We start from the raw sequence: 24,495 nt of genomic DNA, 5'->3' as shown, positions 1-24,495 counted from the left end.
CCGTCTCACGGCTCCTTGCAGATCGGCAGTGGCTGCGCAGGTGGCGCGGGATGATCCTGCTTATATTGGGCGATGACAGGCTCGAGGGTTTTTCGCGGCCAGAATTTCGGCGTACCGATCTCCTTCAGGCAGGATGCGTTCCAGTAGGTGCCTGAAGCGGAATGGCCGCTCGCAATGGCGGCGATGTCGCGCGATTCCGGGTAGATGTAGAGCGTCGTCGGATTGTCCTTCACCATCGAGATGAGTTGCCTGGCATCGGCCGGGGACCAACTGGTGCAGCCATTGCTGCGGCCGCCGGCATAGTCCACCAGCTTGCCGAACGGCACCATGCCGTCGTGGTCGGCATAGGCGCTGTTCGGGGTCTTGCCCATGCACATGGTGCGCAGCACCTGCGCCGCGTGGCCGCCGATCACGCGCTGCCTGGCGTTGGCGGCCTCGCCTTCGCCGTCGAACTGGATGAAAGTGCGCTGGAAAGCCACGTCCTGTTTCGCGCCGGTGCGATAAAAGCCCTTGAACGAGGTTTTCGCTTCGCGGGTCATGTAGGCGCCGCCGGCGGTCAGTTCCGAATCCATGGCGTTGCCGAAGTTCTTGGCGCAGCGCCTGCCGTTCGAAAAGTTCACGGTGCCTTTCAGGTTCCGGCCGCCGCCATGGCCCGCCGAAATCGCGCGAAACGACTGGCTGGCTTCGCACACGACATAGTAGCGGCGTCCCAGCACGCCATTGCCGAGATCGCCGGGACGGGTGGCGTCCATGGCGAAATAGCAGGGGTTCCGGACGGCGCCCTGCGCCACCTTCTGCAGGTAAAGCGAGCGCGCCCGCTCCAGCACCACTTGTGAAATCTGGCCGTCGGCGTTGCCGACGTGGGCCTGCAGCCAGGCGGGAACGGCCGATGGCGCGGCAAAGGATCGGGCCGATGCCGTCAGGGCAATGACGACGACGAGGAGGCCGAGGAGCGTAACGACACCCAACGGGACAGATCTCAACCGCACCGGACCCATTCTCCTGTCGAAGCCGTTCGTGATTCCCCACGATGAATCACCCAAGCACAATCATAAAACGCCGCGCGCCATCAGGCGAAACACATCTTGTTTAGCGCGCCGGCAAGTATGCGCGAAAAGCCGAGGGAGACGCGCAACCAGCCATGCCGGCCCAAGGCGGCTGTGGAAGCCTGAAAAACGTCCCCCCGATTTTCGATCCGCCGAGATCCGCTTTCAGGCGGCTTGAGCGCTCTGCTGTCCAAGGGTATGCCTGCTTCGTTTTTCAGGAAGCATCGACCATGATCGAGATCGTCAAACCCGCGCTCGAACATCTGCCGTCCTACAAGGCGGCGCTCGAACGCGGCTGGTCGCCGGACAATGTGCGGCTCATGGAGGCAACACGCGCGGAGCTTGCGGCGATCGACGAGGACCCCATGGCATTCCTCGCCAGCCTCGACGATCCCGAGGCCAAGGGGCCGCCCATCGCCTTGCCAGACGGCACACAAGTGCCACGCCTGCCGGGTTTCCGCCGCTGGATCTGGGACGGCGAGGCGTCGGGCTCGATCGGCTTTCGCTGGCAGAAGGGCACGGCGGAACTGCCGCCGCACGTGCTTGGCCATATCGGTTATGCCGTGGTGCCGTGGAAGCGAAAGCGCGGCTACGCCACCGAGGCGGTGAGGCTGATGCTGGACGAGGCGAGGGCGGTCCGCCTGCCCTATGTCGAGCTCACTGCCAAGCCGGGCAATCCGGCCTCGCACAAGGTGATCCTGGCCAATGGCGGCAGACTCGTCGAGCGCTTCTTCGAGGACGCCGCCTATGGCGGGGTAGAGAGCCTGCGGTTCCGGATCGATTTGTAAGCCTATCGCCTTTCAACCTGATCGCCGAACCAGTCGGCGAGCGATGCGCGGTGCGTGCCGGCCCGGCCGGTGAAAGCGTCGGCGGAAAGCATGGAGTTCAGCACCGCCTCCTGCGTCGCTTCCGCCGCCGCCCTGAAAAGAATGTCGATGCGCGCTTCGTTGAGCGCGAGCAGCGGCACCAGATCGCGGTTTTCATCATGGTCGATCAGGCTGCCGGTGCTGAAGGCGATGGCGATGTCCCCGCTGCCATTGCCCCAGAAGGAGCCAAGCCTGGCGATGCCGGCCCCGGTGCGGCGCGCCACGCGCTCGAGCTGGCGGTGTTCGAGCGGCACATCCGTCGCCAGAACGATCATGATCGAGCCGCGTTCGGGCTCGGCGTGCCGCCTGGGATCGGGCCGGCGCCCGTCGGGCAGGACGAGGTCGCCGGGCCTGCCGAAATTCGACAGGACCAGAACGCCAAGATGATGTCCGCCGCCAAGCGCGATCTTCCTGGAGGCCGAGCCGATGCCGCCCTTGAAGCCGAAGCAGCTCATTCCCGTTCCGGCGCCGACATTGCCCTGTTCGACGGCGCCCTCACGCGCATCGGCGAGCGCGGCAAGGGCATGCTCCTCCGATATCGCCAGGGCTTGGATGTCGTTCAGCGGGCCGTCATTGCACTCACCGACCACCGGATTGACGGTTCCGGTGGTGCGGCCGATATCGGGGTTCTGGCGGATGGCGTCACGGATCAGCGCCGTGGCGCAGATGCCGACCGAGAGCGTGTTGGTCAGGAGAACAGGCGTCTCGATGGTGCCGAGTTCCTGCACCTGCATCAGCCCGATGGTCTTGCCGAAGCCGTTGATGACATGGCTTGCCGCCGTCACCTTTTTGCGGAACAGATTTCCGCCATGCGGCAGGACCGCGGTCACGCCGGTGTTGATGTCGCCGTCGCGCAGCGTGCAGTGACCGACGCGCACGCCAGGCACATCGGTGATCGCATTGTGCGTGCCCGTCGGCAAGGTGCCGCAGGTCAGGCCGAAATCAGCGACAGTCCTTGCCATGTTATTCGGCGGCCACCGGTACCGGCGGGCTGATGTCGCTGCGCCGTTCCCAGAGATGGGAAATGACAGCCACGATGACGGCAACCGCCATCGCGAAGGCGCCAACAACCGGCAGGCTGCGATAGCCGTAGCCGGCATTGAGCATGGCTGCTCCGAGCGACGCGGCCAAAGCGATGCCGATATTGAAGCCGGACGGGATGAGCGAAGCGGCGAGACCGGAGGCATCCGCCGTCCAGGCCAGGATGCGGGTCTGGATGGGGGTGCCGATGGCGAAGTTGAGACCGCCCCAGACGATGATCGCGACAACCATCGGCAGGGGGTAGGGGCTGACGAGATAGATGATGGCCAGCGTCACCGCCTGCAGGGCGAGCATGGAGATCAGCGACGGCATCAGTTTCCAGTCGGACAGTTTGCCGCCGAGGAAGACGCCAAGCGTGGCGCCGACGCCGTTGAGCAGCAGCACCCAGGGCACCAGGTTTTCGTCGAGCCCTGTGACCTCCAGCAGCGTTGGGGTGATGTAGGTGAACAGGCAGAACTGGCCGAGCATCAGCATCAGCATCAGGATCAGCGAGGTCCAGACCTGCTGGCGCGCCAGCACGCGGACCTCGCTGGCAAGGCTCGCCGACTTGGCCTGATATCCGGTAGCGCGCGGCAACAAAGCCGCCATGGCAAGAGTTGCCGCCACGCCCAGTGCGCCCATCACCCAGAATGTCGCGCGCCAGCCCCAGATGTTGCCGATGGCGGTGCCCGCCGGCACACCGATGACGTTGGAGACGGTGAGGCCCGACAGGATGACGGCCACCGCCATGCCGCGCTGATCCTCGCGCACCAGGCCGACGGCAACCACCATGGCAACGCCGAAATAGGCGCCATGCGCGACGGCCACGGCAATGCGCAACAACAGCATGGAGGTGAAGTCGGGCGCCAGCGCACAGGCCACCTGGCCGAGCGTGAAGGCGACAGCGAGGCCGAGCAGCAAGGCCTTGCGCGACAGGCTCTTGGTGGCGAGCGCCAGCAGCGGACCGCCGATGGCGATGCCGCAGGCATAGCCGGAGACGAGGTAGCCGGCGGAAGGAACCGAAACGCCAAGCCCTTGCGCCACCTGCGGCAGCACGCCGGCGATGACGAATTCGGTGGTGCCGAAAGCGAAAGCGGCGATGAACAGGGCGATGAGCGGCAGCGACATGAAAAACAAACCCTCGAAATGGAAGGCTCAAACCATGGATGGCCGTGGCGGGCAATCCAGAAATTTTTGTCGCCGGTTTAGGTTTTCTTGAGCGGGGTGCGGCGATGAAGCGCCAAACTCCCCCTCGAGGGGGAAATTGGCAACTTTGTCAGCTCGCCTTCAGTCTGGATCCAAAAAGCAGGCCGCGCTCTTCCAGCACGGGATAGGCCATCGACGCCAGCAGCGAGTTGATCTGCTTCAGGTCGCGGATGGTATCGAGGTGGATCGAGCTGGTTTCGACGCTTCTGGCGGTGCCTTCGCGCAGGCGCAGGAAATGGCTGGCGCTGGTTTCCTTCTCGCGGTCACGCAACCGGTCCTTCTCCAGCACAAGCTGGCGAGCGGTCTCGGGGTCTCGCGACACCAGCACGTTGAAGGCAAGACGGGCATTGGCCAGCACCGAGCCATGGAAGGCGCACAACTCGCTCCAGCCTTCGTCGGTGAATTCCAGGCCGCGCTCGAATTTCTTCTTCACATGCACAAGCATGTTACGCACGATGATGTCGCCGACCTGCTCGAGCTTGACACAGGCGCCGATCAGCTCCTGGCAGCGCAGCGCCTCGTCTTCGGTCATCGGGTTCCTGGTCACCTTTGCGAGGTAGAGCTTTATGGCCGCGTGCCTGCGGTCGACACGGTCGTCGAGGGCCGCCAGCGCCTTGATCTTGTCCGAGTCGGCGTCCTCATAGAGTTCGATGATGCGCTTGAGCATGATCTCGACCGTCTCGCAGACCCGCACCACCTCGCGTGTGGCGTTGGCCAGAGCCTGGCTCGGCATATCGAGCGCGCTTTCGTTGAGCGCCGACAGTTCGACAACGTCGAGCGTGGAGGCCGGCGCCGGCTTGGCGCCGAGGGCCACGATCCTTTCGGAGGCTCGGTAGACCAAACCGGCCAGCGGCAGGCCGGCGAGCAGGATGATCACATTGAACAGGATATGGGCGTTGACGATCTGATCGGCCGCCGTCGAGCCGAGGAAGGCGACATGCGGCCGGAAGATCATGAACAGGATCAGCATGACCAGCGAGCCAAGCCCGCGCATCAGGAGGTTGCCGACCGGCACGACACGGACTTCGGGGCTGGCCGAGCGTGTCAGCATCGGCGCGATCAGCGACGAACCGAGATTGACCCCGAGGATAAGGACGAGGCCGAGTTCAGGGCTGATCAGGCCGCGGCCGGCCAGCGTCGCCATCAACAGCACCGCCGCGATGCTCGACTGGAACAGCCAGGTGATCATTGCCGCCAACAGGTAGGCGGTGATGGAATCGCTGGAGAAATAATTGAGGATGACCGGCAGCAACTGGCTGTTGCGCAGCGGCTCGGACGCCTGGCCGATCATTTCCAGGGACAGGATCAACAGGCCGACGCCGACCAGGATGCGGCCGGTCTGTCGCCAGTCGCGCCGCTCGGTGGCCATGAACATCACCGTGCCCGATATCAGGCAGAGCGGCACCAACAGCGTGAGATCGAAGGTCAGCAGCTTGACCACCAGAGCAGAGCCGATCTCGGCGCCACGCACGGCCAACTGGCCGGCGGCGCCCGAGACGATGCCGGAACCGGCGAAAGAGCCGACCAGCAGCGTGACCGCGGTCGAGCTTTGCAGCGCGATCGCGAGGCCGGTGCCGGCCAACACCGCCATGATCGGGTTGCGCATGGTGGCGCGCAGGCGATGACGCAGCACGTCGCCATAGGCGCGCTCGACGCCGGTCTTGACCATGCGGGTGGCAAACAGCATCAGCGCGACGGCGCCGGCCAGATGCAGGAGGACGACGGAACCGCTCATCGCGGCGCCTGCATGCGTGCATGGCGCTCGCTGCGGCCGGCATGGCGACGGGGGGAGAAGGCGAGGGTACGAATCATGGTCATGACAGCCTTGGAATATAGCCGGAATATTTTAGCCGAATAATAAAAATTTGTCGATTTCAAGGGGCCGCCGCGAGGCGACGGCCGGTGTCGGAAAATGGACGGGTCCGCTAGGGGTTGCACCGGCTGAGCGGGGATCGGCCGGATCTGCGATGTTTTGGGGCCGATCTTTGTGATGATGTTCAAATCTTTTTTGTAAGCAGAGGAATTCATTACACAATTGTAATGCTGCCGTTCAGTTTCGGTTCATCCCCTGGCCGTTATCCCTCCCGGCATCGACAACCAAGGAGACCTCTGATGAAACGCATTGTTCTTTCCGCCCTCGCTTTCTCGATGCTGGCCGCCACCTCGCTTGCCGGCCAGGCAGCACCGATGAACGCGCCAGTGGCGCCGCAGTCGAACTACACCAAGGTCGACTGGCAGAAGCCTACCCACCGGGACGCCAAGAAGCGCGTCATCCAGAAGCGGTTCGTCCAGAAGAAGGTCGTCGTGAAGCGGAACAACTGGCGCAATGGCCAGAAATATTCTGGCTGGAGGCGGCACCAGCCGATCCGCGACTATGGCCGCTATGGCCTGCATCGTCCCGGCCGCGGCCAGGAATGGATCCGCGTCGGCAATGACTATGTGCTGGTCGGCATCCTCTCCGGCGTCATCTTCGGCGCGCTCGCCGCGCAATAATCATTGACGATGGCCGGCATCTCGCCGGCCCTTCGATAGAAGGCGGCCCGCGAGGGTCGCCTTCTTTTTGACTATCCGGTCTCATGCCGACCCGCCTTGCTGAAAATATCACAATATGCGATATTTAAACGGTGAAGAGGGTCATACTTCTGCCCTTGGCGGCAAAAGCGTTGCGAAAGCATCGGGTCGATGCCGAGAGGATTTTATCGAAGATCGAAACCTATGCCAGGGACGCGAGTACGCTTGCCAACAGCGTCAAGGCCTTGCAGGGATCGTCGGCGCTGCGCTTAAGAGTCGGCGACTATCGCGTGATCTTCGAAGAGACGGATCAAGAGATCATCGTGACCAAGATCGGACCGCGTGGATCGGTATATGATTGAAGGAATGCCGGGATGAACAACATCGCCTATGTCACGACGCCAGGTGGCGAGGAACTGGCCATCCTGCCGCGCAGCGAACTGGAAGCCCTTCGTGAATCGCTGGAGCATGCGCAGGCGCTTGGCGGGTTTCGTGCCGGGCAGCTTCCCGGTCTTACGCCCGATGAAGCACGAGCACTTGTTGGCGCGGTCTCTCCGCTGGCTTTCTGGCGCAGATACCGCAAGCAGACCCAGGCCGTTCTCGCTGCCTCCGTGGGCGTGACCCAGAACTATCTTTCGGATATCGAGAACGGAAAGCGCGGTGGGGACGTCACGCTTTGGCTGCGGATTGCCCGTGCTCTCGAATTGCCGATCGAGAGTTTGGTCGACGACGGCGACTGATCAGCGGACCGCGGAGTGGCCTTGCCCTGTGGAAACCGGGTATGGCCTCTATTGGGGGTCGTCTGAAATCGCGGGCATGATTATATGGTGGCGAAACGAGTTCCCCGATGCGATTTCCGCCTGCCTTCCTCGACGAGATACGCGACCGCGTGCCGATTTCACAGCTTATCGGCCAGCGCGTGGCGTGGGATCGCAAGAAGACCAACGCATCGCGCGGCGACTATTGGGCGTGCTGTCCGTTCCATGGCGAGAAGAGCCCGTCCTTCCACTGCGAGGACAAGAAGGGGCGCTATCACTGTTTCGGCTGCTCGGTCTCGGGTGACCATTTCAAGTTTCTCACCGAACTCGAAGGACTGAGTTTTCCCGAGGCGGTCGAGAAGATCGCCGACATGGCCGGCGTGCCGATGCCGGTCCGCGACGAACGGGAGGAACAACGCGAGAAGGAACGCGCCAGCCTGACCGATGTCATGGAGATGGCGACCGCCTTCTTCCAGGAGCGCCTGCAAGGGCCGGAGGGCGCCAAGGCCCGCTCCTATCTCAGGGATCGTGGGCTGACGCCGGCGACACAGCAGTCGTTCCGGCTCGGCTTCGCGCCCGACAGCCGCAATGCGCTGAAGGAGCATCTGGCGGCCAAGGGTGTGCCGAAAGCCGATATCGAGGCCTGCGGGCTGGTGCGCCATGGCGACGACATTCCGGTCTCCTATGACTGGTTCCGCGACCGCATCATGTTCCCGATCCCGGATTCGCGCGGCAAGATCATCGCCTTCGGCGGCCGCGCCCTGGCCCCCGATGCGCTCGCCAAATACATGAACTCGCCCGACACCGAGCTCTTCCACAAGGGCAATGTGCTCTACAATTTCGCCCGCGCCCGCAAGGCCTTGGCCAAAGGCGGTACGGTCATCGCCGTCGAAGGCTATATGGACGTGATCGCGCTGGCGCAGGCCGGGTTCGAGAATGTCGTGGCGCCGCTCGGCACCGCGCTCACGGAAAACCAGCTCGAATTGTTGTGGCGCATGGCGCCGGAGCCGATGCTGTGCTTCGACGGCGACAAGGCCGGGCTGAAGGCGGCATGGCGGGCAGCCGACATGGCGCTGCCGTCAGTGCAGGCCGGACGCTCGGCGCGCTTCGCGCTGCTGCCGGAAGGCAAGGATCCCGACGATCTGGTCAAGGCCGAGGGGCCTGACGCCTTCCGCGCCGTGCTGGCCGATGCGCGGCCGCTGGTCGACCTGTTGTGGATGCGCGAAACGGCCGGCGGCGTCTTCGACACGCCGGAGCGGCGGGCCGAACTCGAGAAGACGCTGCGCGAACTGACCAGCCGCATCCGCGACGAAAGCCTGCGCTACCACTACCAGCAGGAGATGCGCGAGCGGGTGCTGAGCTTCTTCGGCTCCCAGCGCAATGCGCGGCAAGGTCGTCAGGATGGCGGCCGGCCCGGTCAACGCGGCCAGGGCAAGCCCGCGCCCGGCGGCCAATTCGCCAAGGCCGGTGGCGGCCGCATGCCGATCACCGAAAGCCTCGGCCAGTCGGCGCTGGTCAGGCGCGGCGAGGGGATGTCGGTGCGCGAGGCGACGATCATCGTGGCACTGGTCAACCACCCGGCACTGATCGACGAGAATTTCGCCCATGTCGAGTTCCTCGACCTCGCCAATTCCGACCTGACGCGGCTGCACGCCGCCATTCTCGACGCGATGGCGCATGACATGGCCAATGACCGCCACGCCGTGGTGGCGACGATCGAACGCGCCGGCTGCGCCGAGATCTGGGAGCGCGCCGTCGGCCTGATCAAGCGGGCGCGGCAATGGCCGGCGCTGGAGACGGCGGCCCTCGAGGATGCCCGCGACGCTCTGAACCAGGCGTTGCACTTGCAGCGCAGCGCGCGCACCTTACATAAGGAGCTGAAACAGGCGGAAGCGGCCCTCGAAGCGGATCCTTCGGACGAAAACTTCCGCCATCTGATCGAAATTCAGGCGCAATTTCAGGATGTACAAGCGACGGAAGCGCTGATCGAAGGATTCGGCGTTTCGTCGGGCAGAGCTGGGCGAGCCTAAGTGCAGCTGAGTGCGGGAATGAAGGCGCGGCCACGCTTCCCTTGGGGGCGAGGCGCGCTAAGTCGGGTAATTGATTCGCTTTTTTCATGCGAATCATGCCAGAGGCGCTTGACCTTCGGACAGAATGGCGGAATCAGGACGATTCGAAACGTTAACCCGCACCCGCATCGACGGGAAACAAGCGATGCAAGGTACTTGATCACTGGACAGGCGGCCCGCCTGCCACAGATATTAGGGTTAATCTGGACTTAATGTATGCCGCCCAAGAGTGGAACCCGGTTTTGGGGCAACGGCATGCACCAAACAAAAGAGTGGATGCAGCTCATGGGCCGGGTAAAGCGCGTTTAGAAAAACGGGCGTATCCGATTTGACTGGTCCGACAGCTTACGCGGCCCCGATGGCCAGCCGCTAGGAGAAGATAAAGACTATGGCGACAAAGGAAAAGGAAGAGGTCGAGACCGAACGCGAAGGCGCCACCGATGGGCCCTTGCTCGACCTTTCCGATGATGCTGTCAAGAAGATGATCAAGGCCGCCAAGAAGCGCGGCTATGTCACCATGGACGAGCTGAATTCGGTGCTGCCTTCCGAGGAAGTGACCTCCGAGCAAATCGAGGACACGATGGCGATGCTGTCCGACATGGGCATCAACGTCGTCGAGGATGACGAGCAGGGCGAAGAGGCCGAGGCGGGCGACACGGCCGCCGATGCCGAGGAAGACGCCAACGAGCTGGCCGAGCAGACTGGCACCGCCGTCGCCGCCACCACGACCAAGAAAGAGCCGACCGACCGCACCGACGATCCGGTGCGCATGTATCTGCGCGAAATGGGTTCGGTCGAGCTCCTGTCGCGCGAAGGCGAAATCGCCATCGCCAAGCGCATCGAGGCCGGCCGCGAGACCATGATCGCGGGGTTGTGCGAAAGCCCGCTGACCTTCCAGGCCATCATCATCTGGCGCGACGAGCTCAACGAATCCAAGATCCTGCTGCGCGAGATCATCGATCTCGAAGCCACCTATGCCGGCCCCGAAGCCAAGCAGGCCCCCGTTGTCGAACGCATCGAGGAAGCGCCCAAGGCCGAGGAAAAGCCGCGCCGCGGACGCGACGATGAAGACGACGTCACCAACGTCGGCGCCGACACGCGCGGCATCGGCGACGACGACGAGGAAGACGAGGACGAGGCGAGCCTGTCGCTGGCGGCGATGGAAGCGGAACTGCGCCCGCAGGTGATGGAGACGCTCGACGTCATCGCCGACACCTACAAGAAGCTGCGCAAGCTGCAGGACCAGCAGGTCGAGAACCGTCTGGCCGCCGCCGGTACTTTGTCGCCCAGCCAGGACCGCCGGCTGAAGGAACTGAAGGACCAGCTGATCAAGGCGGTGAAGTCGCTGTCGCTCAACACGGCGCGCATCGAGGCGCTGGTCGAGCAGCTCTACGACATCAACAAGCGCCTGGTGCAGAACGAAGGCAAGCTTTTGCGCCTTGCCGAAAGTTATGGCGTGCGCCGCGAGGAGTTCCTGAAGGAATATCAGGGCTCCGAGCTCGATCCGAACTGGACGCGTTCGATCGCCAATCTGACCTCGCGCGGCTGGAAGGAATTCACCAAGAACGAGAAGGATGCGATCAAGGACCTGCGCGCCGAGATCCAGCACCTGGCCACCGAAACGGCGATCTCGATCCTGGAATTCCGCAAGATCGTCAACCAGGTGCAGAAGGGCGAGCGCGAAGCCGCGATCGCCAAGAAGGAAATGGTCGAGGCCAATCTGCGCCTCGTCATCTCCATCGCCAAGAAATACACCAATCGCGGCCTGCAGTTCCTCGACCTGATCCAGGAAGGCAATATCGGCCTGATGAAGGCGGTCGATAAGTTCGAATACCGCCGCGGCTACAAGTTCTCGACCTACGCGACATGGTGGATCCGGCAGGCGATCACGCGTTCGATCGCCGACCAGGCCCGCACCATCCGCATTCCGGTGCACATGATCGAGACGATCAACAAGATCGTGCGCACCTCGCGCCAGATGCTGCACGAGATCGGCCGCGAGCCGACGCCAGAGGAACTGGCCGAAAAGCTTGCCATGCCGCTCGAAAAAGTGCGCAAGGTGTTGAAGATCGCCAAGGAGCCGATCTCGCTCGAAACGCCTGTCGGCGACGAGGAGGATTCGCATCTGGGCGACTTCATCGAGGACAAGATGGCGATCCTGCCGATCGACGCCGCGATCCAGGCCAATCTGCGCGAGACCACCACGCGCGTTTTGGCCTCACTGACGCCGCGCGAGGAGCGCGTGCTCAGAATGCGCTTCGGCATCGGCATGAACACCGACCACACGCTGGAAGAAGTCGGCCAGCAGTTCTCGGTCACCCGCGAGCGTATCCGCCAGATCGAAGCCAAGGCGCTGCGCAAGCTCAAGCATCCGAGCCGCAGCCGCAAGCTGCGCAGCTTCCTGGACAGCTGAGTTCATTTTTGTCGCGAAGAGTTAAGGGCGCCGGTTGGCGCCCTTTTTCGTTTCAGGCGTCAAAGCAACGGCACGTTCAGCCGAGCGCCCTTGACGATGATGCCGCCCCGGTTGCCGATCTCGATGGAGCCATAACGCTGCCTGAAGCATTCAGGCAGCGGACGGTCGCCGGGGACCGACAGCCACAGGCGCAGCATATGACGCCGCTTGGCCGGATCCGGCCAATCGCGAAAGCCCATGCGGTCGTGAAGCAGCGAATGATTGTAGACGAACTGCATGTCGCCGGGCCGTAGCCGCATCGACAGGTTTAGCAGGGGTTCATTGGCGAGGCTGTCGAAGAGATCCAGCGCTTCGACATGGGCGGCGGTGAGTCGCATGGCATCGGGGAAGCGTTGCGCGCTGTCGATGTACTGGCGCTGATAGATGCCGGTCAGCAGTCCGGCATGCCAGTTGAGCACCGGGATTTCGAAATAGGGCTTTTGCCCTTCCGGTATTTCGCCGCGCCGGTCGGTGGCGATCGGATCAAACAGCATGCGGACGAGATCAGGCCGTCTCTTTCGCATCTCGTTGTAGATCGTCACCGTGCTGACCAGCAGGGACTCGCCGCCTTGCATGGCGTCTTGCAGGCAGAGCAGGCCGACGACATCGGCGGAATCGGTGTGAAATGTCTGGCGCTCCGCCGTCTGGTAGATGCGCGTCCTGGTGTCCCTGGCGTCGGCGCCGATGTCGCGGACATGGCCGAGGATGTGGCCCTGGGCATTCTGGGACCGCGCGCTACCCAGATGGGCGCCAACCCCGCAGAAGATCGTTGCCGCCATCTCGGCGGAATATCTTTCGACCGGGAGACCGCGCAGCACCTCGAAGCCGATGCCTGCGATCAGTTTTTCCCGAAGGGCGGCAAGATGGCCGCCCAGACGAGGCAAGGGGAAAACCGCCTTGGTCAGGCCGCCGATATCATGCGAGCCGGCAAGGAAGCTGGTTGCGGCGGCTTCCAACTCCGCCACGTCCTGCGGCTCCAGTTCGACGAGCCATGTCTCGGGATGCCTGGCCATATCCTCGCCGATCCATGCGGCGGGAATGTCGATCTGTACCGGTGGCAGGTCTGTTGTCTCGCGCATGAAGCTCTCCGGCGGCTGGACGGGCCTCGGACGTTTTGCCGGGCTGACGCCACGACGGAGATTGCCGCAATCAAGCGGGTTTTCAAACAGGGCTTCAACTGGCCGCGCTCACTGCAATGGGGCCGGCGCGGTAGTGCTTGCAGGACGTCGGCAGCGGGAGGATAATCCGACGTCGGATGCATTTTTCGGGCGACAACCCCGGAAGCCCGCCCCGGTCGAGACCGTGTCGACAGACCAACGGCCTCGTTGCCGTGCTCCGTGGCCCCGGAGGGAGGTGTGCCATGACAAGCTACATCGTGCTGATGAACTGGACCGAGCAGGGCGCCAAAAATTTGCGCGAGTCACCGAAGCGGCTCGACGCCGCCAGGAAGCAATTGGGTGAGATGGGTGGATCGTTCAAGGCGTTCTACCTGACCATGGGCGAGTACGACATGGTGGCGGTGGTCGAGGCGCCCGACGACGCGATCCTGGCGCGTTTCTCGCTGATGCTGGCGGCAGCCGGCAACATCAGGACGCGGACGATGAAGGCCTTCCCCGAATTCGCCTATCGCGAGATCATCACCTCACTTGGATAATGAGGTTTCCGACGGCCGGGTCAGGTGCCGCCTCAACGGCACCTGATCCGGCGTTCCGACAAATTCGACATCTGCCTCGGGACAGGGCGCCTCGCCATGGTAGACGCGGCCAGGAGAGATCGCGATGAACATTTTTTCGACACCGGCCATCGGCCTTGCCTTGATATCCATGATGCCCGTCGATGCCGGCGCCGCGCAAAAATCGGTCGCCATGGCCAATCCGGCATCGGTCCATTGCGGTGCGATCGGCGGCCGCTTCGTGGTCAGGAAGGACAAGGCCGGCAACGAATACGGGTTTTGCCGCCTGCCCAATGGACGCCTGTGCGAGGAGTGGGCGCTGTTTCGCGACAACAAATGCGTCGGGCCGAAGGCCGCGATGCGTCGGAACTGACGCGTCTGTTGGAAGCGGCGCAAGCCGTGTCGTGCGGTCCCGTCGATGACATGGCGCGCCGCCGTGATAGGGTGAGCCATGTCCGAAGCACAGTCCCATTCGCATCTGTGGCCAGGCGTGCCGCTTGCCCTTGGCTCGGCCGCCTTGTTCGGCGCGACGCCGCCGCTGTCCAAATTGCTGCTCGACAGCGTCAGCCCGTTCATGCTGGCGGGTCTGCTGTATCTCGGCGCCGGCATTGGCCTGGCGCTCTACCGGCTCTTGCGCGGCAGGCAAGCCGGCGCCGGCGAAGCGCGCCTGGCCGCCGGGGATATTCCGTGGCTGGCGCTGGCGATCGGCATGGGCGGCATCGTCGGGCCGGTGCTCCTGATGTTCGGCCTCACCCTCAACACGGCGTCCAGTTCCGCCCTGCTGCTCAATCTGGAGGGGCTGGCGACGATGGCCATTGCCTGGCTCGTCTATCGCGAGAATGTCGACCGGCGCCTGCTTTTCGGCGCCTTCGCCATCCTGGCGGGCGCGCTGCTGCTGTCCTGGGCGGGGCAAGGCGTTGCCTTCAATCTTGGCGCGCTGCTTGTCGCGGGGGCCTGCCTGGCATGGGGCCTGGACAACAATTTCACCCGCAAGATATCGGCGGCCGATCCGGTGGCCATCGCCATGCTGAAGGGGTTGGTGGCGGGCGCCGCCAATGTCGGGCTGGCGCTCGCCTCCGGCGCGGCGTTTCCGGCCGCGACCACGGTGATGGCCACGGCCGCCGTCGGTTTCTTCGGCATCGGCGTCAGCCTCGTCATGTTCATCCTCGCGCTGCGGCATCTCGGCACGGCACGCACGGGAGCCTATTATTCGCTCGCTCCCTTCATCGGCGCGTTGCTGGCGATCCTGATGCTGGGCGATGCCGTCACGCTCAAGCTCGGCATTGCCGGTCTGCTGATGGGGGTTGGCCTGTGGCTGCATCTGTCCGAGCGTCATGATCACGAGCACGACCATGAAGCGCTGGAGCACGAGCACAGCCATGTGCATGACGAGCATCACCAGCATCATCATGACGGGCCGGTCAGCGAGCCGCATTCGCACTGGCACCGGCATGCGCCGCTGCGTCACAAGCATCCGCACTATCCCGACCTGCACCATCGGCACGATCACGGCTGACCGATGCCAGGGCCAGCGCTGACCGTCTGGTACAACACGCGCTGCCCGGTCTGCGATGCCGGCATCAGCCGGCAGAAGCGGCGGTTGATCGAGGCGGTCAAGGCCGGGCGGATCGCGTTTCGCGACATCAACCTGGAGCCCGATGCGCTGTCGTCGCATGGCGCCTCGCTGGAGGATATCCGCCGACGGCTGCATGCGACCGATGCCGAGGGTGGATTGCTCGTTGGCGCCGACGTGGCGATCGCGGTCTGGCTGGCAACGCCGGGCGAGGGCTGGCTGGCGAGCCTGTTCGGCAATCGGCTCGTGCTGCCGCTGACACGCCTTGCCTATGATCGCTTCGCCGATCTGCTCTACGGCTGGAATCGGCGCAAGGGCCACTGGTAGCCTACCTCCATTCACACACCATCCAACCTCACCGGGGCCTGAAGCGTCGACGCCATGGATGTCGCTTGGCTCATGACCAGATACATCGTAAGATATATCTTGACTCAGCAGTTTGGTGTGCCTAACTAAGATATATCGTAAGATAGAACTCAAGGAGCAATCAAATGCACAGACACAATCATTCCGACCATCATCATTTCGGCGAGCGCATGTTCATGCACATGGCCGGCAAGTTCGGTGGCAGAGGCGGCGGCGGCTTCGGTCCGTTCGGCGGCAGGGGCGGCGGGCGCGGCGGCCCGGGCGACTTCTTTCGCGCCGGGCGCATGCTAGCGGACGGCGACCTCAAGCTGATCACTCTCTCGCTGCTGGCCGAAGCGCCGCGCCATGGCTACGACATCATCAAGGCGCTGGAAGAGCGCACCAGCGGCATCTACAGCCCGAGCCCTGGCGTGGTCTACCCGACGCTGACCTTCCTGGAAGAGGCCGGTTATGCCGTCTCGTCGAGCGAAGGCAACAAGAAGGTGTTTTCGATCACCGAGGCCGGGCAGGCGCATCTGGCCGACAACCGCGAGATGATCGACGGCGTGCTCGAACACCTCGAGCGCTTCGGCCGCAAGATGGCCAAGGCGCGCGACTGGTTCGGCTGGAGCGACGACGGCGAGGACCGTCGCGGCGGCCGTGGCGGTCGTGGCGAACGCTCGGAAACGCGTGACGAATTCCGCGCCATCCGCCACCGGCTGCGCGCGGCGCTCGGCGACATCGTCGATGCCCCTGCCGAAAAACAGGCCGAGGCGATCGCCATTCTCGAAGCCGCCGCCGAAGCGCTGGAAGCGCTTACACACCGCTGAGCCAGCAAGACCGGATCTTGCCAGTTAGACCGCAAAAAAGCCCGGGGAGACCCGGGCTTTTGTCGTGGGGCCATGCCGGCATCATTCCTTGCCGACATATTCGCTGATCAGCTTTTCGTTGCGCGCCTTTTCGATCTTGGCGGTGGTCTCGGCGGAGATACGCTCGTCGGTGCGATACTTGACCAGGTTCACCAGGCTGCCGGTGAGCAGCAGGATGCCCATGCCCCAGTAGCCCTTGGTCGACAAGTCGACGGGCGCCAGCCACAGCGACAGGCCAAGCATGAAGTAGGCGGCGCCGACCGAGACGGTGTTGAACATGATGTAGGTCTGATTGCTGTTCATTGTCGTGTTCCTTTGATTGGATCGAAGTCGGGTTGATGTGGTCAGGTCCAAGGCCTTCAGTTGATGGTCTTCATGCGTTCCAGCACGTCCCTGGCGCACACCTTCACCGCCGGGCCGTGCCCGGCGTCGGCAAGGCGGTCGCGGATCGCGTCATGACGCAGCTCGCCGTCGATCTCGTCGAGAATGCCGGCCTCCTCGAACGGATCGCTGGCTCCCTTGATGCGGGCCAAAAGCTCCTCGGCGTCGTTTAGGCTCGCCGAATGACCGATCGACCTGACGAGACGCGACTGCGCCTTGCGCTCGGCATCGATGGCCCGGGCCGAGATCATGCCTTGGTTGAGGTCGATGATGCGGCGGTGCGCCCGCTCCACCGAAACGCGCATCCGCAAGGTCTTTTCGCTGAGGCTATGAACCGTGGCACGGCGGACCTCGCGTTCATTTTCCAGTTCGGCGATGGCCGCGGCACCGCTTTCGGCCAGCCCGTTGTTGCCGGCAGCCAGTGCGCTGATCGTGCGTGTCTCCAAGTCGGCGTGGCGGCGGTCGAGATGGTCGAGGCCGGCCTGCTCGGCACGTTGGCACACGATCAGTGAGGCAAGCGTCTGCTTGGCGGCGGCAAGTCCCGTCTCGGCATCGCGAATGCGCTGTGCCAGAAGGTCGATGGCGAAGCGATCCTTCAGGCCGTCCTCGGCCCGTGCGCTCGCGCCGTCGAGCAATGTTCTGATCAGGCTAAGCATGGTTCTTCTCCCTTCGAAGTTTTTGTGAACACTGTTCACGATGCCAACGTAACAGGAAATGAACACTGTTCAAGAGCTTTTTTGAACGCTGTTCACGATGCGCGGCATATGGTAAACGAAGCGCCATCGGGTCGCGAACAGCAGGCCATCCGCAAGGCGCGCTCATTCAGAAGGAAAAGCATGGCACTGGACAAGGAAGAGGCGGGCGAGCGGGTGCTGGTCATTGCCGAGACGCTGCTCGACGAAGGCGGCATGGACAATCTGAAGGCCAGGACCATCGCCGAGCAGGCGGGCATCTCGGTCGGCTCGGTCTACAATCTGTTTTCCGATCTCGACGGTGTGCACCGCGCCGTCAACATGCGGCTGCTCGACCGGCTGGGTGTCGCGGGGGCGGCGGCGATGGCCGATCTTGGCAGGCGCGGCATCACCGACGTACGCCAACGGCTGATGGCACTGGCCGGCGCCTATGTGCGCTTCGTCGAGGCTCATCCCGGCAGCTGGCCGGCGCTGCTTGCCTTCAACAGGCGGCGTCCGGTGCTGACCGAGCCCGATGTCTATGAGGCGCGGCTCGACCAGTTGTTCGAGATCATCGCCAGTGTCCTTGCCGATGGCGGCTTCGATCTCGACGAGGACACGCGCCGGATCGCCGCGCGAACCCTCTGGTCAAGCGTGCATGGCATCGTCACCAGCGGTTATGCTGCCAGGTCCGTGCGCCGGCAGGCGGACGAGATCGACCAGCAGATCGCGCTCCTCGTCTCCGTCTTCATCAGGGGGCTGGAACGAGGCGGCACATTCGCGCATGCTGGGAAAACAACGTCGTGAATCGCACACCGACGGCGATCGCAGGCGACAAGGAGATTTGAGCGATGTCTTTTCTGAAACGTCTTTTCGGCGGCGGTGGCGGCGAAGCGGCCGAGCCTGCAAGTGCCGCGCCCGCCAAGCAGGTCGAACACAAGGGGTTCACGATCAGCGCCACGCCCTACAAGACCGAGGGCCAGTACCAGACCTGCGGCGTCGTCTCCAAGGAGGTCGATGGCGTGGTGAAGGAGCACAAATTCATCCGCGCCGACCGCTTTGCCGGGCTGGACGATGCCGTCGATATCTCGATCAAGAAGGGCATCCAGCTCGTCGACGAGCAGGGCGAGCGAATTTTCGGCTAGGGCACAAGACGCGCCATACCTTACCGAAGCAGATGCATCAGTTCGTCCGGGATTGAGTGACCGCCGGCGCGGGAGCAACCGTCGGCGTCGGTGCGGCCGTCGCCGGGGGAGTGGCCTTGGCCTCAGATCCACCAATGACATAGCCCGGCTCTTCCGAGTACGAATAGACCTTCGTTACGATGCCTGATTTGAGCGCTTCAGCGTCCCAGACGTTATATAGGCCCTGCGGTGTTGCCAGCCCCATCATGGCGAACACATCGGCGCTGTTGAGGCCCATTTCGTCGAAATAATCGGACATCATCTGCTTCAGCGCCGGATCAGCCACCGTCGAAATTTCATCGAGATTTCTTCTGCCGTTGTGCATTCGGGGTTTGTTCCGGCCGTTCGTTATCTGATGGACGGCGATACGGGCAGTGGCAGCCGCGGCGCGAACCCGGCCTCCGGCCAAGGCCCATGGGCAAGCCGAGAAACAGTACGCCCCGCCAGAATGAACTTCCCCTTCCGACCAGCCGTCCTTAACGATCTTTTCCGGACAGCGCGGAACCAGCATCGGGCAGCCATTCAACTGCGTCCTGCCTATCGCGGTTTCGAGGTTGGCGTCCCGGATCATGTGCCCGATCGCAAGCGCCGCATCCACGTTCCCGCCGCCGGACTGAAACACGATCGGAAGTCTCTGGCCCTTCAGACTCCGCAGAAACTTCTCAAATTGTCTATCTGTATCAGGTTTAATGATACCTTCTGCGGATATCCATTGAATGCAGCTTACATTGCAATCGCCGTTCCGAACCAAAATGAAATTCATAGGCCATTCTTCGGGCGCTTTCTGCTTTGCGGCGCCCGACGAGGTGCCAACCAAGGTCAGCGACGCAAGGAAACCTGCGACAATCAAGCGAAAGACTGCCCGCAAGCCCAGGCGAGTTGCCATGATGGAAACCCCCACAAACAAAAGAAGAACCCTCGAGCACTCCGTTTGAAGCGCTCGAGGTCCCCATATCAGCCGGTGTGCCGTCAGGGTATCATCCGCGCTTTTGGATGACGCCGTAGAGCACGTTGCGGTTCTCGCCGAAGTACACCTGCGCCTCGACGGTGTTGCGGTCGACGCTGGCATTGACGATGTTCCACATGTCGATCTCCGACCGCAGCAGCAGCACCCAGTCCATGAACGTTTCCCGGTAGCCGGCGTCAGGAGTGCCCTCGGCGTAGTTCGCAAACAGGAATGTCCCGTTCGGCTTCAGCATCTGCAGGCATGTCTTGGTGAGTTTCACGGCGACATTGTGCTGGAGGTAGTCGTAAAGGCCCGACGCATAGATGAGATCGAACTTGCCAAGCTTTTGGCTCCTGGTGAGCACGGTGCGTACCGAGCCGTCGATGGCCTCGACCGCGGTGCCCTGGAAGTCGCGCGCGATCAGTCCGACGCTCTGGGGATCCTGGTCGAGCGCGACCCAGCGCTTGAGGCGGCCCTCGGCCAATGCGGTCGAACGGTTCGCTTCGCGCAGATGGCCGGCCGCGATCGCCAGGACTTCGGTTTCGGGTCCATTCTTGGCCGCGGTTTCATCGACATAGCGGGTCAGCAGATCGCGGCGTTCCCGTGCCGCGACGCATGACGGAACGTTCTGGGTATGGCTGTAAAGCGCCTTGCCGATCTCCGAGGCGCTGGCCACGCTCTCGGCCACGTGCGGGTCACAATAGATGTAGTCGAGCAACTGCGCGTCGCCGGAATACCCCCTGGGCTTGGTGAAGGACCAATGCGTCAGCGGATCCTCGAGAAAGTACTTCTGGAGCGGGTGGTTCTGCACCAGCGGTATCAAGGCTTGCCACACGTCGGGATGGACCTTGGCACGCAGCGCGTTGAGGAGCGACAGCAGGCGGCGAACAATCTCGGCGGGAGATTTTTGCTGCTCGACCTGTTGCTGTGTCGTCTGGAGGATGAGCGCCAGCTCCGCGCGAGCGGTCTCGAACGCTTCGCCGTGATGCTCGGGCTTTCCGCGACGGAGACCACCGGCAATCGCCTCCGCCGTAATCAGACTCTGGCCGTCAAAGACACTTTGCACACCAAGGCTCCATAGTTAACAGTCAGTTAACTTATTGCTTAGAATACTCGGTTTGCCAATGTCGGCTCGCGGGCATTTTATCGGTATGATTAATTTCCCGCTAACCATGTCAATTCTTTGAGGTTTTTAAGGAGGGGATTCCGGGTTCGAGTTAACGGAAACTTGTCCTGCATCATTGCATTTGATCGCGCGGCAAGACGTGTCGTGCCCAAGGAGTCGGTCTGCGTTGGGGGCAGAAGCTGCAAAAGAATTCGGAACGCGAGATGCCCTTCAGCCGGGATTCGTCGTGAACGAACGCGCGTCGTCCAGAGTGGCAGATGCGGTGGATTCGGAACCGCACGACCCGCGCCAGGAACTGGGGGCGGCTGAACTTCGCATCCTTTACCGGACGGAAGCCCAGGCGAAGCGAAGAAAGGAGGCCAGGCCGGGCCTTTGGATCGCCGTCGTCATCTATGTCTTGTTTTCGGTATCGGATCTGCTGCTGATACCGGATGTCGCGGCCCTTACGATCACGGCCCGCTTCGCTGTCGGACTGACCGCACTGTTGGTTCTGGAAGCACAGCTTCGCCGGGGAGTCGCCACGGACTGGCTTGACGTGACCTGCGCCGGGGCCATCATCTTCGGTTATCTCGGCTGGCTTTGCCCTGCCTCCATGGGCGAGAACAAGGAAAGCGTCGCCTATTACATGGTCTTCGGCACCATCTTCATGATGAGTGCCAATCTTTTCTTCACGTTCCGGTTCAAAGTGTCGATCATAACGTCGACCATAATTTTGTGTATCTTGTATGTGGTGAACTACTTTCTACCGGCGTCGCTGACATACAAGATGGTATTCGGCACTTTCTACGTTTCGTGCTTCACGTTCACGTCCTATGTGAACTGGAAGCTGAACGAAGAGCGCTACAACGTCTTCCTGAACGCGCTGGAAGCCAAGATCCAGCACAATGAGGCCACCGAGCGCGGCAAGGCCCTGCTCAGGCTGTCGCGGACGGATCCGCTTACAGGTCTGGAGAACCGGCGCGCGATCGACGAGAAACTGCGCGACTACTGGAATGACTGGCAAAAGCTTGGCCATGGTTTTGCGGCGATCCTCATCGACGTCGACTTCTTCAAGAAGTTCAACGACTGCTATGGCCATCAGGAAGGCGATCGTTGCCTGATCCAGGTCGCCAATGCGCTCAGCGAGTTGATCAAGCAATATGACGGCTCCATCGGCCGCTATGGCGGTGAGGAATTCATCGTCCTGGCCCGCATGGGCAGGAAAGACCAGGTCGCGGATCTCGCGGAAGCCATTTGCCGCACGGTCGAGAACCTGGCGATCGCGCACGAGTTGCGGCGGGACGGCATCGCGATCGTGACGGCGAGCGTGGGCGCCGCATTCACCAGGAAGCAGACCGCCGCCAAGCTGGAAAAGATCATCCACGAGGCCGATCGAGCGCTCTATCTGGCAAAAGCCAGCGGCCGAAACTGTGTCCGGCTGTTCGACCCGACCGATCCCCAGAGCAGCGACGAGAGCGAGAACCTGGCGGCTCTGCTGAAGATCGCGATCGGCCAGGATCTCGTTTCGCTCGTCTATCAGCCCATCCAGGACGTCGCTTCGGGCAGGGTCGAGGCCGTGGAAGCGCTGATGCGCCTCAAGATGCTGGACGGCACCCTGGTTCCGCCGAGCCTGTTCATTCCCGTCGCGGAGCGGACCGGCGCCATCCTCGAGCTCGGGCGTTGGGCAATAAGGACGGTGTGCGCCGAGCTCCTGGCGCAGGATCACGTGCGCGTCGTCAGCGTCAACGTCTCGCCGATCCAGCTCAAGACGCCCGGCTTCGCGACATCGGTCGCGACCATTCTGGGCGAGACCGGCGTAACCGGCAACAGGCTGGCCTTCGAGATCACCGAAGGGCTGGAGATGGAGATGCACTCCGACATCCTGCGCTGCATCAGCGACCTGAAGCTGCTCGGGATCAGGATATGGCTCGATGATTTCGGGACGGGCTTCGCCGGCCTTTCGTGGCTTCGTCTCATCGATTTCGATACGGTCAAGATCGACCGCTCGTTTCTCCACGACTGCGGCACCCCCAAGGGCATGGCGATGCTGCAGGACATCATCGCGCTGGTCAGAAATCGCGGCCACAAAATCCTGGTCGAAGGGGTGGAGACCGAGGAGCAGATGCTCCTCATGCGCCAGTTCGGCATAGACAAGGTCCAGGGCTTTCATGTCGGCCGCCCGGCTCCGGCCGCGAATTTCCAGGCCAAACGGGCCATTCAAAAACGGCCTTTCACGGTCCTCAAGTCGGCGTGACGCCGAAGCAGGCGGTGGCTTGACCGGCCATTGGCCCGTCAAGCCCGCTTGTTTCTGGCCGCGATTGCCGTCCGGTCGTGCCTACAGCATGTCGCGGCGAATAGGATTCGCCCGACCTGCTGTAGGTGATTTTATGCATTTCGTTATGCCGGAACCGAGGACACTTCCGGGCGGCATGCATTATGCCGTCTGCAACGTCCTGCGTGGCAGCGGCGGGAAGGCGATGGCTATGCCCGCGGCGCCCAGTCCGATGACAGCCGAGCCGATGAACAGCCAATGGTAGCTTGCATAGGCGTCGAAGATCATGCCGCCGGCAAGCGGCCCCAGGGCCATGCCGAGGCTGGAGAGCATGGTGGCGGCGCCGAACACGGTGCCGAGGATGCGCTGGCCGAAATATTCACGCGCCAGCACCGCGTAGAGCGGCATGACGCCGCCATAGGTGGCGCCGAAGATGACGGCCAGCATATAGAACTGGTCGAGCTGGCGGATCGAGAGATAGGCGGCAATGACGATCGCCTGGATCGCCAGCCCGGCGATCAGCACCGGCTTGACGCCCAGCCTGTCGGCAAGCACGCCGTAGAGCAGCCTGCCGCCGAGGCCAGCCAGACCCTCGACACTGTAGATCGAGACAGCGGCCATCGGGGCGACGCCGCACAGCATGGCGTAACTGACCATGTGAAAGATCGGGCCGGAATGGGCCGCGCAGCAGGCGAAGAAGGTCAGCCCCAGCACGATGAATTGCGGCGAGCGCAGCGCCTGCTCGACCGTCAGGCCGGCGCCTTCGGCGACTGGCGCCGCGGCCGCATCGGAGGCGGCGGGCTTCGGCGGCTGGCGCACCAGAAGGACGGCGGGCAGCAGCAGCACCCAGGCCAGGAGGCCGATGTCGAACATGGCGGTGCGCCATTCATAGGCCGAAATCAGCCAGCGGGCCAAGGGCGAGATCGTCATCGGCACCACGCCCATGCCGGCCGAGACCAGCGATACCGCCAGCCCGCGATTGGTGTCGAACCAGCCTGAGGTCAGCGCGATCATGGGCGCGAAGAAGGCGCTGGCCGCAAGCCCGACGAGCACGCCATAGGTGATCTGGAAGGTGAGAAGCGAACCGGCGCGGCTTGCCAGCACCAGCGCCAGCCCGAGCAGCACGGCACCGATCGTCACGACGATGCGGGCGCCGAACCGGTCGGACAGGGCTCCCCAGGCGAATCCGCCGAGGCCCATTACCAGGAAGTTGAGTGTCATGGCGCTCGAAATGCCCGCGCGCGACCAGTTGGTATCGAGCGCCATGGGTTCAAGGAAGATCGCCAGCGAGAACATGGTGCCGATGGCGACGCAGGACATCAGCGCGCCAGCCGCGACGATGACCCAACGGTAGGAAAGGTTCATGGTTTTCTCCCATGCCGGAACGCAGTCTTGAGGCGGCACGGTCCAGCTTCGCCGTGCGCTTGCGTCCGTAGGACGCCGGCATCGGCGTTCATCCTACAATCTGGTTGCATTTTTTATCCAGTCTGGATGCCCGGATTGCGGCGGTGCCCCGAAATACTGGCTCCCTGGATTTGACCTCCATTTT

Annotated in this window: 24 protein-coding genes; 14 read left to right on the top strand and 10 right to left on the bottom strand. The window is 63.0% G+C overall.

Annotation, left to right across the window (positions count from 1 at the left end):
• Positions 1–5: 5 nt before the first annotated feature.
• A complete protein-coding gene (locus tag EN851_RS29055; protein WP_135930543.1) occupies positions 6–989 on the bottom strand; it encodes a hypothetical protein in 984 nt (327 codons plus the stop codon).
• Positions 990–1,276: 287 nt separating this feature from the next.
• Here EN851_RS29055 and EN851_RS29050 point away from each other — a divergent pair, with 287 nt between their 5' ends.
• The gene (locus EN851_RS29050) at positions 1,277–1,834 is read left to right on the top strand and encodes a GNAT family N-acetyltransferase (protein WP_127870048.1); all 558 of its coding nucleotides are present in this window, start codon (positions 1,277–1,279) and stop codon (positions 1,832–1,834) included.
• Between the two features lie 2 nt (positions 1,835–1,836).
• Here EN851_RS29050 and EN851_RS29045 read toward each other — a convergent pair whose 3' ends face one another.
• The 3 genes from EN851_RS29045 to EN851_RS29035 form a co-directional block, all read right to left on the bottom strand.
• A complete protein-coding gene (locus EN851_RS29045) occupies positions 1,837–2,874 on the bottom strand; it encodes a P1 family peptidase (RefSeq protein ID WP_127870049.1) in 1,038 nt (345 codons plus the stop codon).
• 1 nt (position 2,875) lies between these two features.
• Positions 2,876–4,060: an MFS transporter gene (locus EN851_RS29040; protein WP_135920907.1), complete on the bottom strand. Its 1,185-nt coding sequence runs from the start codon at positions 4,058–4,060 to the stop codon at positions 2,876–2,878.
• 148 nt (positions 4,061–4,208) lie between these two features.
• The gene (locus EN851_RS29035) at positions 4,209–5,873 is read right to left on the bottom strand and encodes a Na/Pi cotransporter family protein (protein WP_135930542.1); all 1,665 of its coding nucleotides are present in this window, start codon (positions 5,871–5,873) and stop codon (positions 4,209–4,211) included.
• A 377-nt stretch (positions 5,874–6,250) separates the two neighbouring features.
• On the opposite strand from EN851_RS29035, the gene EN851_RS29030 reads away from it, so the two are divergent.
• From EN851_RS29030 to rpoD, 5 genes are all read left to right on the top strand, one after another.
• Complete coding sequence (locus EN851_RS29030; RefSeq protein WP_135916345.1) at positions 6,251–6,631, top strand: RcnB family protein; 381 nt, start codon at positions 6,251–6,253, stop codon at positions 6,629–6,631.
• A gap of 131 nt (positions 6,632–6,762) precedes the next feature.
• Positions 6,763–7,011: a type II toxin-antitoxin system RelE/ParE family toxin gene (locus EN851_RS29025; RefSeq protein ID WP_127278335.1), complete on the top strand. Its 249-nt coding sequence runs from the start codon at positions 6,763–6,765 to the stop codon at positions 7,009–7,011.
• 12 nt (positions 7,012–7,023) lie between these two features.
• Positions 7,024–7,389 (top strand): helix-turn-helix transcriptional regulator, encoded by a 366-nt coding sequence (locus EN851_RS29020; protein WP_127278334.1) that lies wholly within the window; start codon positions 7,024–7,026, stop codon positions 7,387–7,389.
• A gap of 107 nt (positions 7,390–7,496) precedes the next feature.
• Positions 7,497–9,437, top strand: coding sequence for a DNA primase (gene dnaG, locus EN851_RS29015; protein WP_135930541.1), 1,941 nt, complete (start codon positions 7,497–7,499; stop codon positions 9,435–9,437).
• 427 nt (positions 9,438–9,864) lie between these two features.
• Positions 9,865–11,889 carry an RNA polymerase sigma factor RpoD gene (rpoD, locus tag EN851_RS29010; protein ID WP_127278332.1) on the top strand — a complete coding sequence of 675 codons (2,025 nt, stop codon included), beginning with the start codon at positions 9,865–9,867 and terminating at the stop codon, positions 11,887–11,889.
• Positions 11,890–11,948: 59 nt separating this feature from the next.
• Here the strand turns inward: rpoD and EN851_RS29005 are convergent, their stop codons facing one another.
• Positions 11,949–13,007, bottom strand: coding sequence for a TauD/TfdA family dioxygenase (locus EN851_RS29005; RefSeq protein ID WP_135916347.1), 1,059 nt, complete (start codon positions 13,005–13,007; stop codon positions 11,949–11,951).
• 281 nt (positions 13,008–13,288) lie between these two features.
• On the opposite strand from EN851_RS29005, the gene EN851_RS29000 reads away from it, so the two are divergent.
• From EN851_RS29000 to EN851_RS28980, 5 genes are all read left to right on the top strand, one after another.
• Positions 13,289–13,582, top strand: coding sequence for a GYD domain-containing protein (locus EN851_RS29000; RefSeq protein WP_127280454.1), 294 nt, complete (start codon positions 13,289–13,291; stop codon positions 13,580–13,582).
• 124 nt (positions 13,583–13,706) lie between these two features.
• Positions 13,707–13,973 (top strand): DUF333 domain-containing protein, encoded by a 267-nt coding sequence (locus EN851_RS28995; RefSeq protein WP_127280453.1) that lies wholly within the window; start codon positions 13,707–13,709, stop codon positions 13,971–13,973.
• Positions 13,974–14,051: 78 nt separating this feature from the next.
• Positions 14,052–15,116, top strand: a complete 1,065-nt coding sequence (locus tag EN851_RS28990) for a DMT family transporter (RefSeq protein WP_127280452.1) — start codon at positions 14,052–14,054, stop codon at positions 15,114–15,116.
• A 3-nt stretch (positions 15,117–15,119) separates the two neighbouring features.
• Positions 15,120–15,500, top strand: a complete 381-nt coding sequence (locus tag EN851_RS28985; protein ID WP_135930540.1) for a DCC1-like thiol-disulfide oxidoreductase family protein — start codon at positions 15,120–15,122, stop codon at positions 15,498–15,500.
• A gap of 164 nt (positions 15,501–15,664) precedes the next feature.
• Positions 15,665–16,348, top strand: coding sequence for a PadR family transcriptional regulator (locus EN851_RS28980; RefSeq protein ID WP_135930539.1), 684 nt, complete (start codon positions 15,665–15,667; stop codon positions 16,346–16,348).
• A gap of 81 nt (positions 16,349–16,429) precedes the next feature.
• Here EN851_RS28980 and EN851_RS28975 read toward each other — a convergent pair whose 3' ends face one another.
• Positions 16,430–16,690, bottom strand: a complete 261-nt coding sequence (locus EN851_RS28975; protein WP_127280449.1) for a YiaA/YiaB family inner membrane protein — start codon at positions 16,688–16,690, stop codon at positions 16,430–16,432.
• A gap of 56 nt (positions 16,691–16,746) precedes the next feature.
• A complete protein-coding gene (locus tag EN851_RS28970; protein WP_135930538.1) occupies positions 16,747–17,424 on the bottom strand; it encodes a PspA/IM30 family protein in 678 nt (225 codons plus the stop codon).
• Positions 17,425–17,604: 180 nt separating this feature from the next.
• Between EN851_RS28970 and EN851_RS28965 the strand changes: the two genes are divergently transcribed.
• Together EN851_RS28965 and EN851_RS28960 are read left to right on the top strand one after the other, a co-directional pair.
• Entirely contained in the window at positions 17,605–18,246 is a 642-nt protein-coding gene (locus EN851_RS28965) for a TetR/AcrR family transcriptional regulator (protein WP_135916352.1), read from the top strand.
• Positions 18,247–18,290: 44 nt separating this feature from the next.
• The gene (locus EN851_RS28960) at positions 18,291–18,584 is read left to right on the top strand and encodes an HlyU family transcriptional regulator (protein WP_127278827.1); all 294 of its coding nucleotides are present in this window, start codon (positions 18,291–18,293) and stop codon (positions 18,582–18,584) included.
• 37 nt (positions 18,585–18,621) lie between these two features.
• On the opposite strand, the gene EN851_RS28955 is transcribed toward EN851_RS28960, so the two are convergent.
• Both EN851_RS28955 and EN851_RS28950 read right to left on the bottom strand, forming a co-directional pair.
• Positions 18,622–19,509, bottom strand: coding sequence for a hypothetical protein (locus EN851_RS28955; protein ID WP_135920895.1), 888 nt, complete (start codon positions 19,507–19,509; stop codon positions 18,622–18,624).
• A 91-nt stretch (positions 19,510–19,600) separates the two neighbouring features.
• Positions 19,601–20,635 (bottom strand): class I SAM-dependent methyltransferase, encoded by a 1,035-nt coding sequence (locus EN851_RS28950; protein WP_135930537.1) that lies wholly within the window; start codon positions 20,633–20,635, stop codon positions 19,601–19,603.
• 286 nt (positions 20,636–20,921) lie between these two features.
• On the opposite strand from EN851_RS28950, the gene EN851_RS28945 reads away from it, so the two are divergent.
• The gene (locus EN851_RS28945) at positions 20,922–22,928 is read left to right on the top strand and encodes an EAL domain-containing protein (RefSeq protein WP_135930536.1); all 2,007 of its coding nucleotides are present in this window, start codon (positions 20,922–20,924) and stop codon (positions 22,926–22,928) included.
• Between the two features lie 180 nt (positions 22,929–23,108).
• Here the strand turns inward: EN851_RS28945 and EN851_RS28940 are convergent, their stop codons facing one another.
• A complete protein-coding gene (locus EN851_RS28940) occupies positions 23,109–24,311 on the bottom strand; it encodes an MFS transporter (RefSeq protein ID WP_135930535.1) in 1,203 nt (400 codons plus the stop codon).
• Positions 24,312–24,495: the final 184 nt, after the last annotated feature.

Origin of the sequence: Mesorhizobium sp. M8A.F.Ca.ET.208.01.1.1 (genome assembly GCF_004791315.1) — a bacterium.
Classification (GTDB): domain Bacteria; phylum Pseudomonadota; class Alphaproteobacteria; order Rhizobiales; family Rhizobiaceae; genus Mesorhizobium.
The sequence above is the reverse complement of the archived record's forward strand: the minus strand, read 5'-3'. Positions and strand labels throughout refer to the sequence as shown.

Coding starts and splice junctions, on each gene's coding strand:
- EN851_RS29035 (WP_135930542.1), bottom strand. CDS start 5,873: ATGAGCGGTTCCGTCGTCCTCCTGCATCTGGCCGGCGCCGTCGCGCTG.
- EN851_RS29020 (WP_127278334.1), top strand. CDS start 7,024: ATGAACAACATCGCCTATGTCACGACGCCAGGTGGCGAGGAACTGGCC.
- EN851_RS29000 (WP_127280454.1), top strand. CDS start 13,289: ATGACAAGCTACATCGTGCTGATGAACTGGACCGAGCAGGGCGCCAAA.
- EN851_RS28995 (WP_127280453.1), top strand. CDS start 13,707: ATGAACATTTTTTCGACACCGGCCATCGGCCTTGCCTTGATATCCATG.
- EN851_RS28980 (WP_135930539.1), top strand. CDS start 15,665: ATGCACAGACACAATCATTCCGACCATCATCATTTCGGCGAGCGCATG.
- EN851_RS28940 (WP_135930535.1), bottom strand. CDS start 24,311: ATGAACCTTTCCTACCGTTGGGTCATCGTCGCGGCTGGCGCGCTGATG.
- EN851_RS28985 (WP_135930540.1), top strand. CDS start 15,120: ATGCCAGGGCCAGCGCTGACCGTCTGGTACAACACGCGCTGCCCGGTC.
- EN851_RS28990 (WP_127280452.1), top strand. CDS start 14,052: ATGTCCGAAGCACAGTCCCATTCGCATCTGTGGCCAGGCGTGCCGCTT.
- EN851_RS28955 (WP_135920895.1), bottom strand. CDS start 19,509: ATGGCAACTCGCCTGGGCTTGCGGGCAGTCTTTCGCTTGATTGTCGCA.
- EN851_RS29040 (WP_135920907.1), bottom strand. CDS start 4,060: ATGTCGCTGCCGCTCATCGCCCTGTTCATCGCCGCTTTCGCTTTCGGC.
- EN851_RS29050 (WP_127870048.1), top strand. CDS start 1,277: ATGATCGAGATCGTCAAACCCGCGCTCGAACATCTGCCGTCCTACAAG.
- EN851_RS28975 (WP_127280449.1), bottom strand. CDS start 16,690: ATGAACAGCAATCAGACCTACATCATGTTCAACACCGTCTCGGTCGGC.
- EN851_RS28970 (WP_135930538.1), bottom strand. CDS start 17,424: ATGCTTAGCCTGATCAGAACATTGCTCGACGGCGCGAGCGCACGGGCC.
- EN851_RS28960 (WP_127278827.1), top strand. CDS start 18,291: ATGTCTTTTCTGAAACGTCTTTTCGGCGGCGGTGGCGGCGAAGCGGCC.
- dnaG (WP_135930541.1), top strand. CDS start 7,497: ATGCGATTTCCGCCTGCCTTCCTCGACGAGATACGCGACCGCGTGCCG.
- EN851_RS29005 (WP_135916347.1), bottom strand. CDS start 13,007: ATGCGCGAGACAACAGACCTGCCACCGGTACAGATCGACATTCCCGCC.
- EN851_RS28965 (WP_135916352.1), top strand. CDS start 17,605: ATGGCACTGGACAAGGAAGAGGCGGGCGAGCGGGTGCTGGTCATTGCC.
- rpoD (WP_127278332.1), top strand. CDS start 9,865: ATGGCGACAAAGGAAAAGGAAGAGGTCGAGACCGAACGCGAAGGCGCC.
- EN851_RS29030 (WP_135916345.1), top strand. CDS start 6,251: ATGAAACGCATTGTTCTTTCCGCCCTCGCTTTCTCGATGCTGGCCGCC.
- EN851_RS29045 (WP_127870049.1), bottom strand. CDS start 2,874: ATGGCAAGGACTGTCGCTGATTTCGGCCTGACCTGCGGCACCTTGCCG.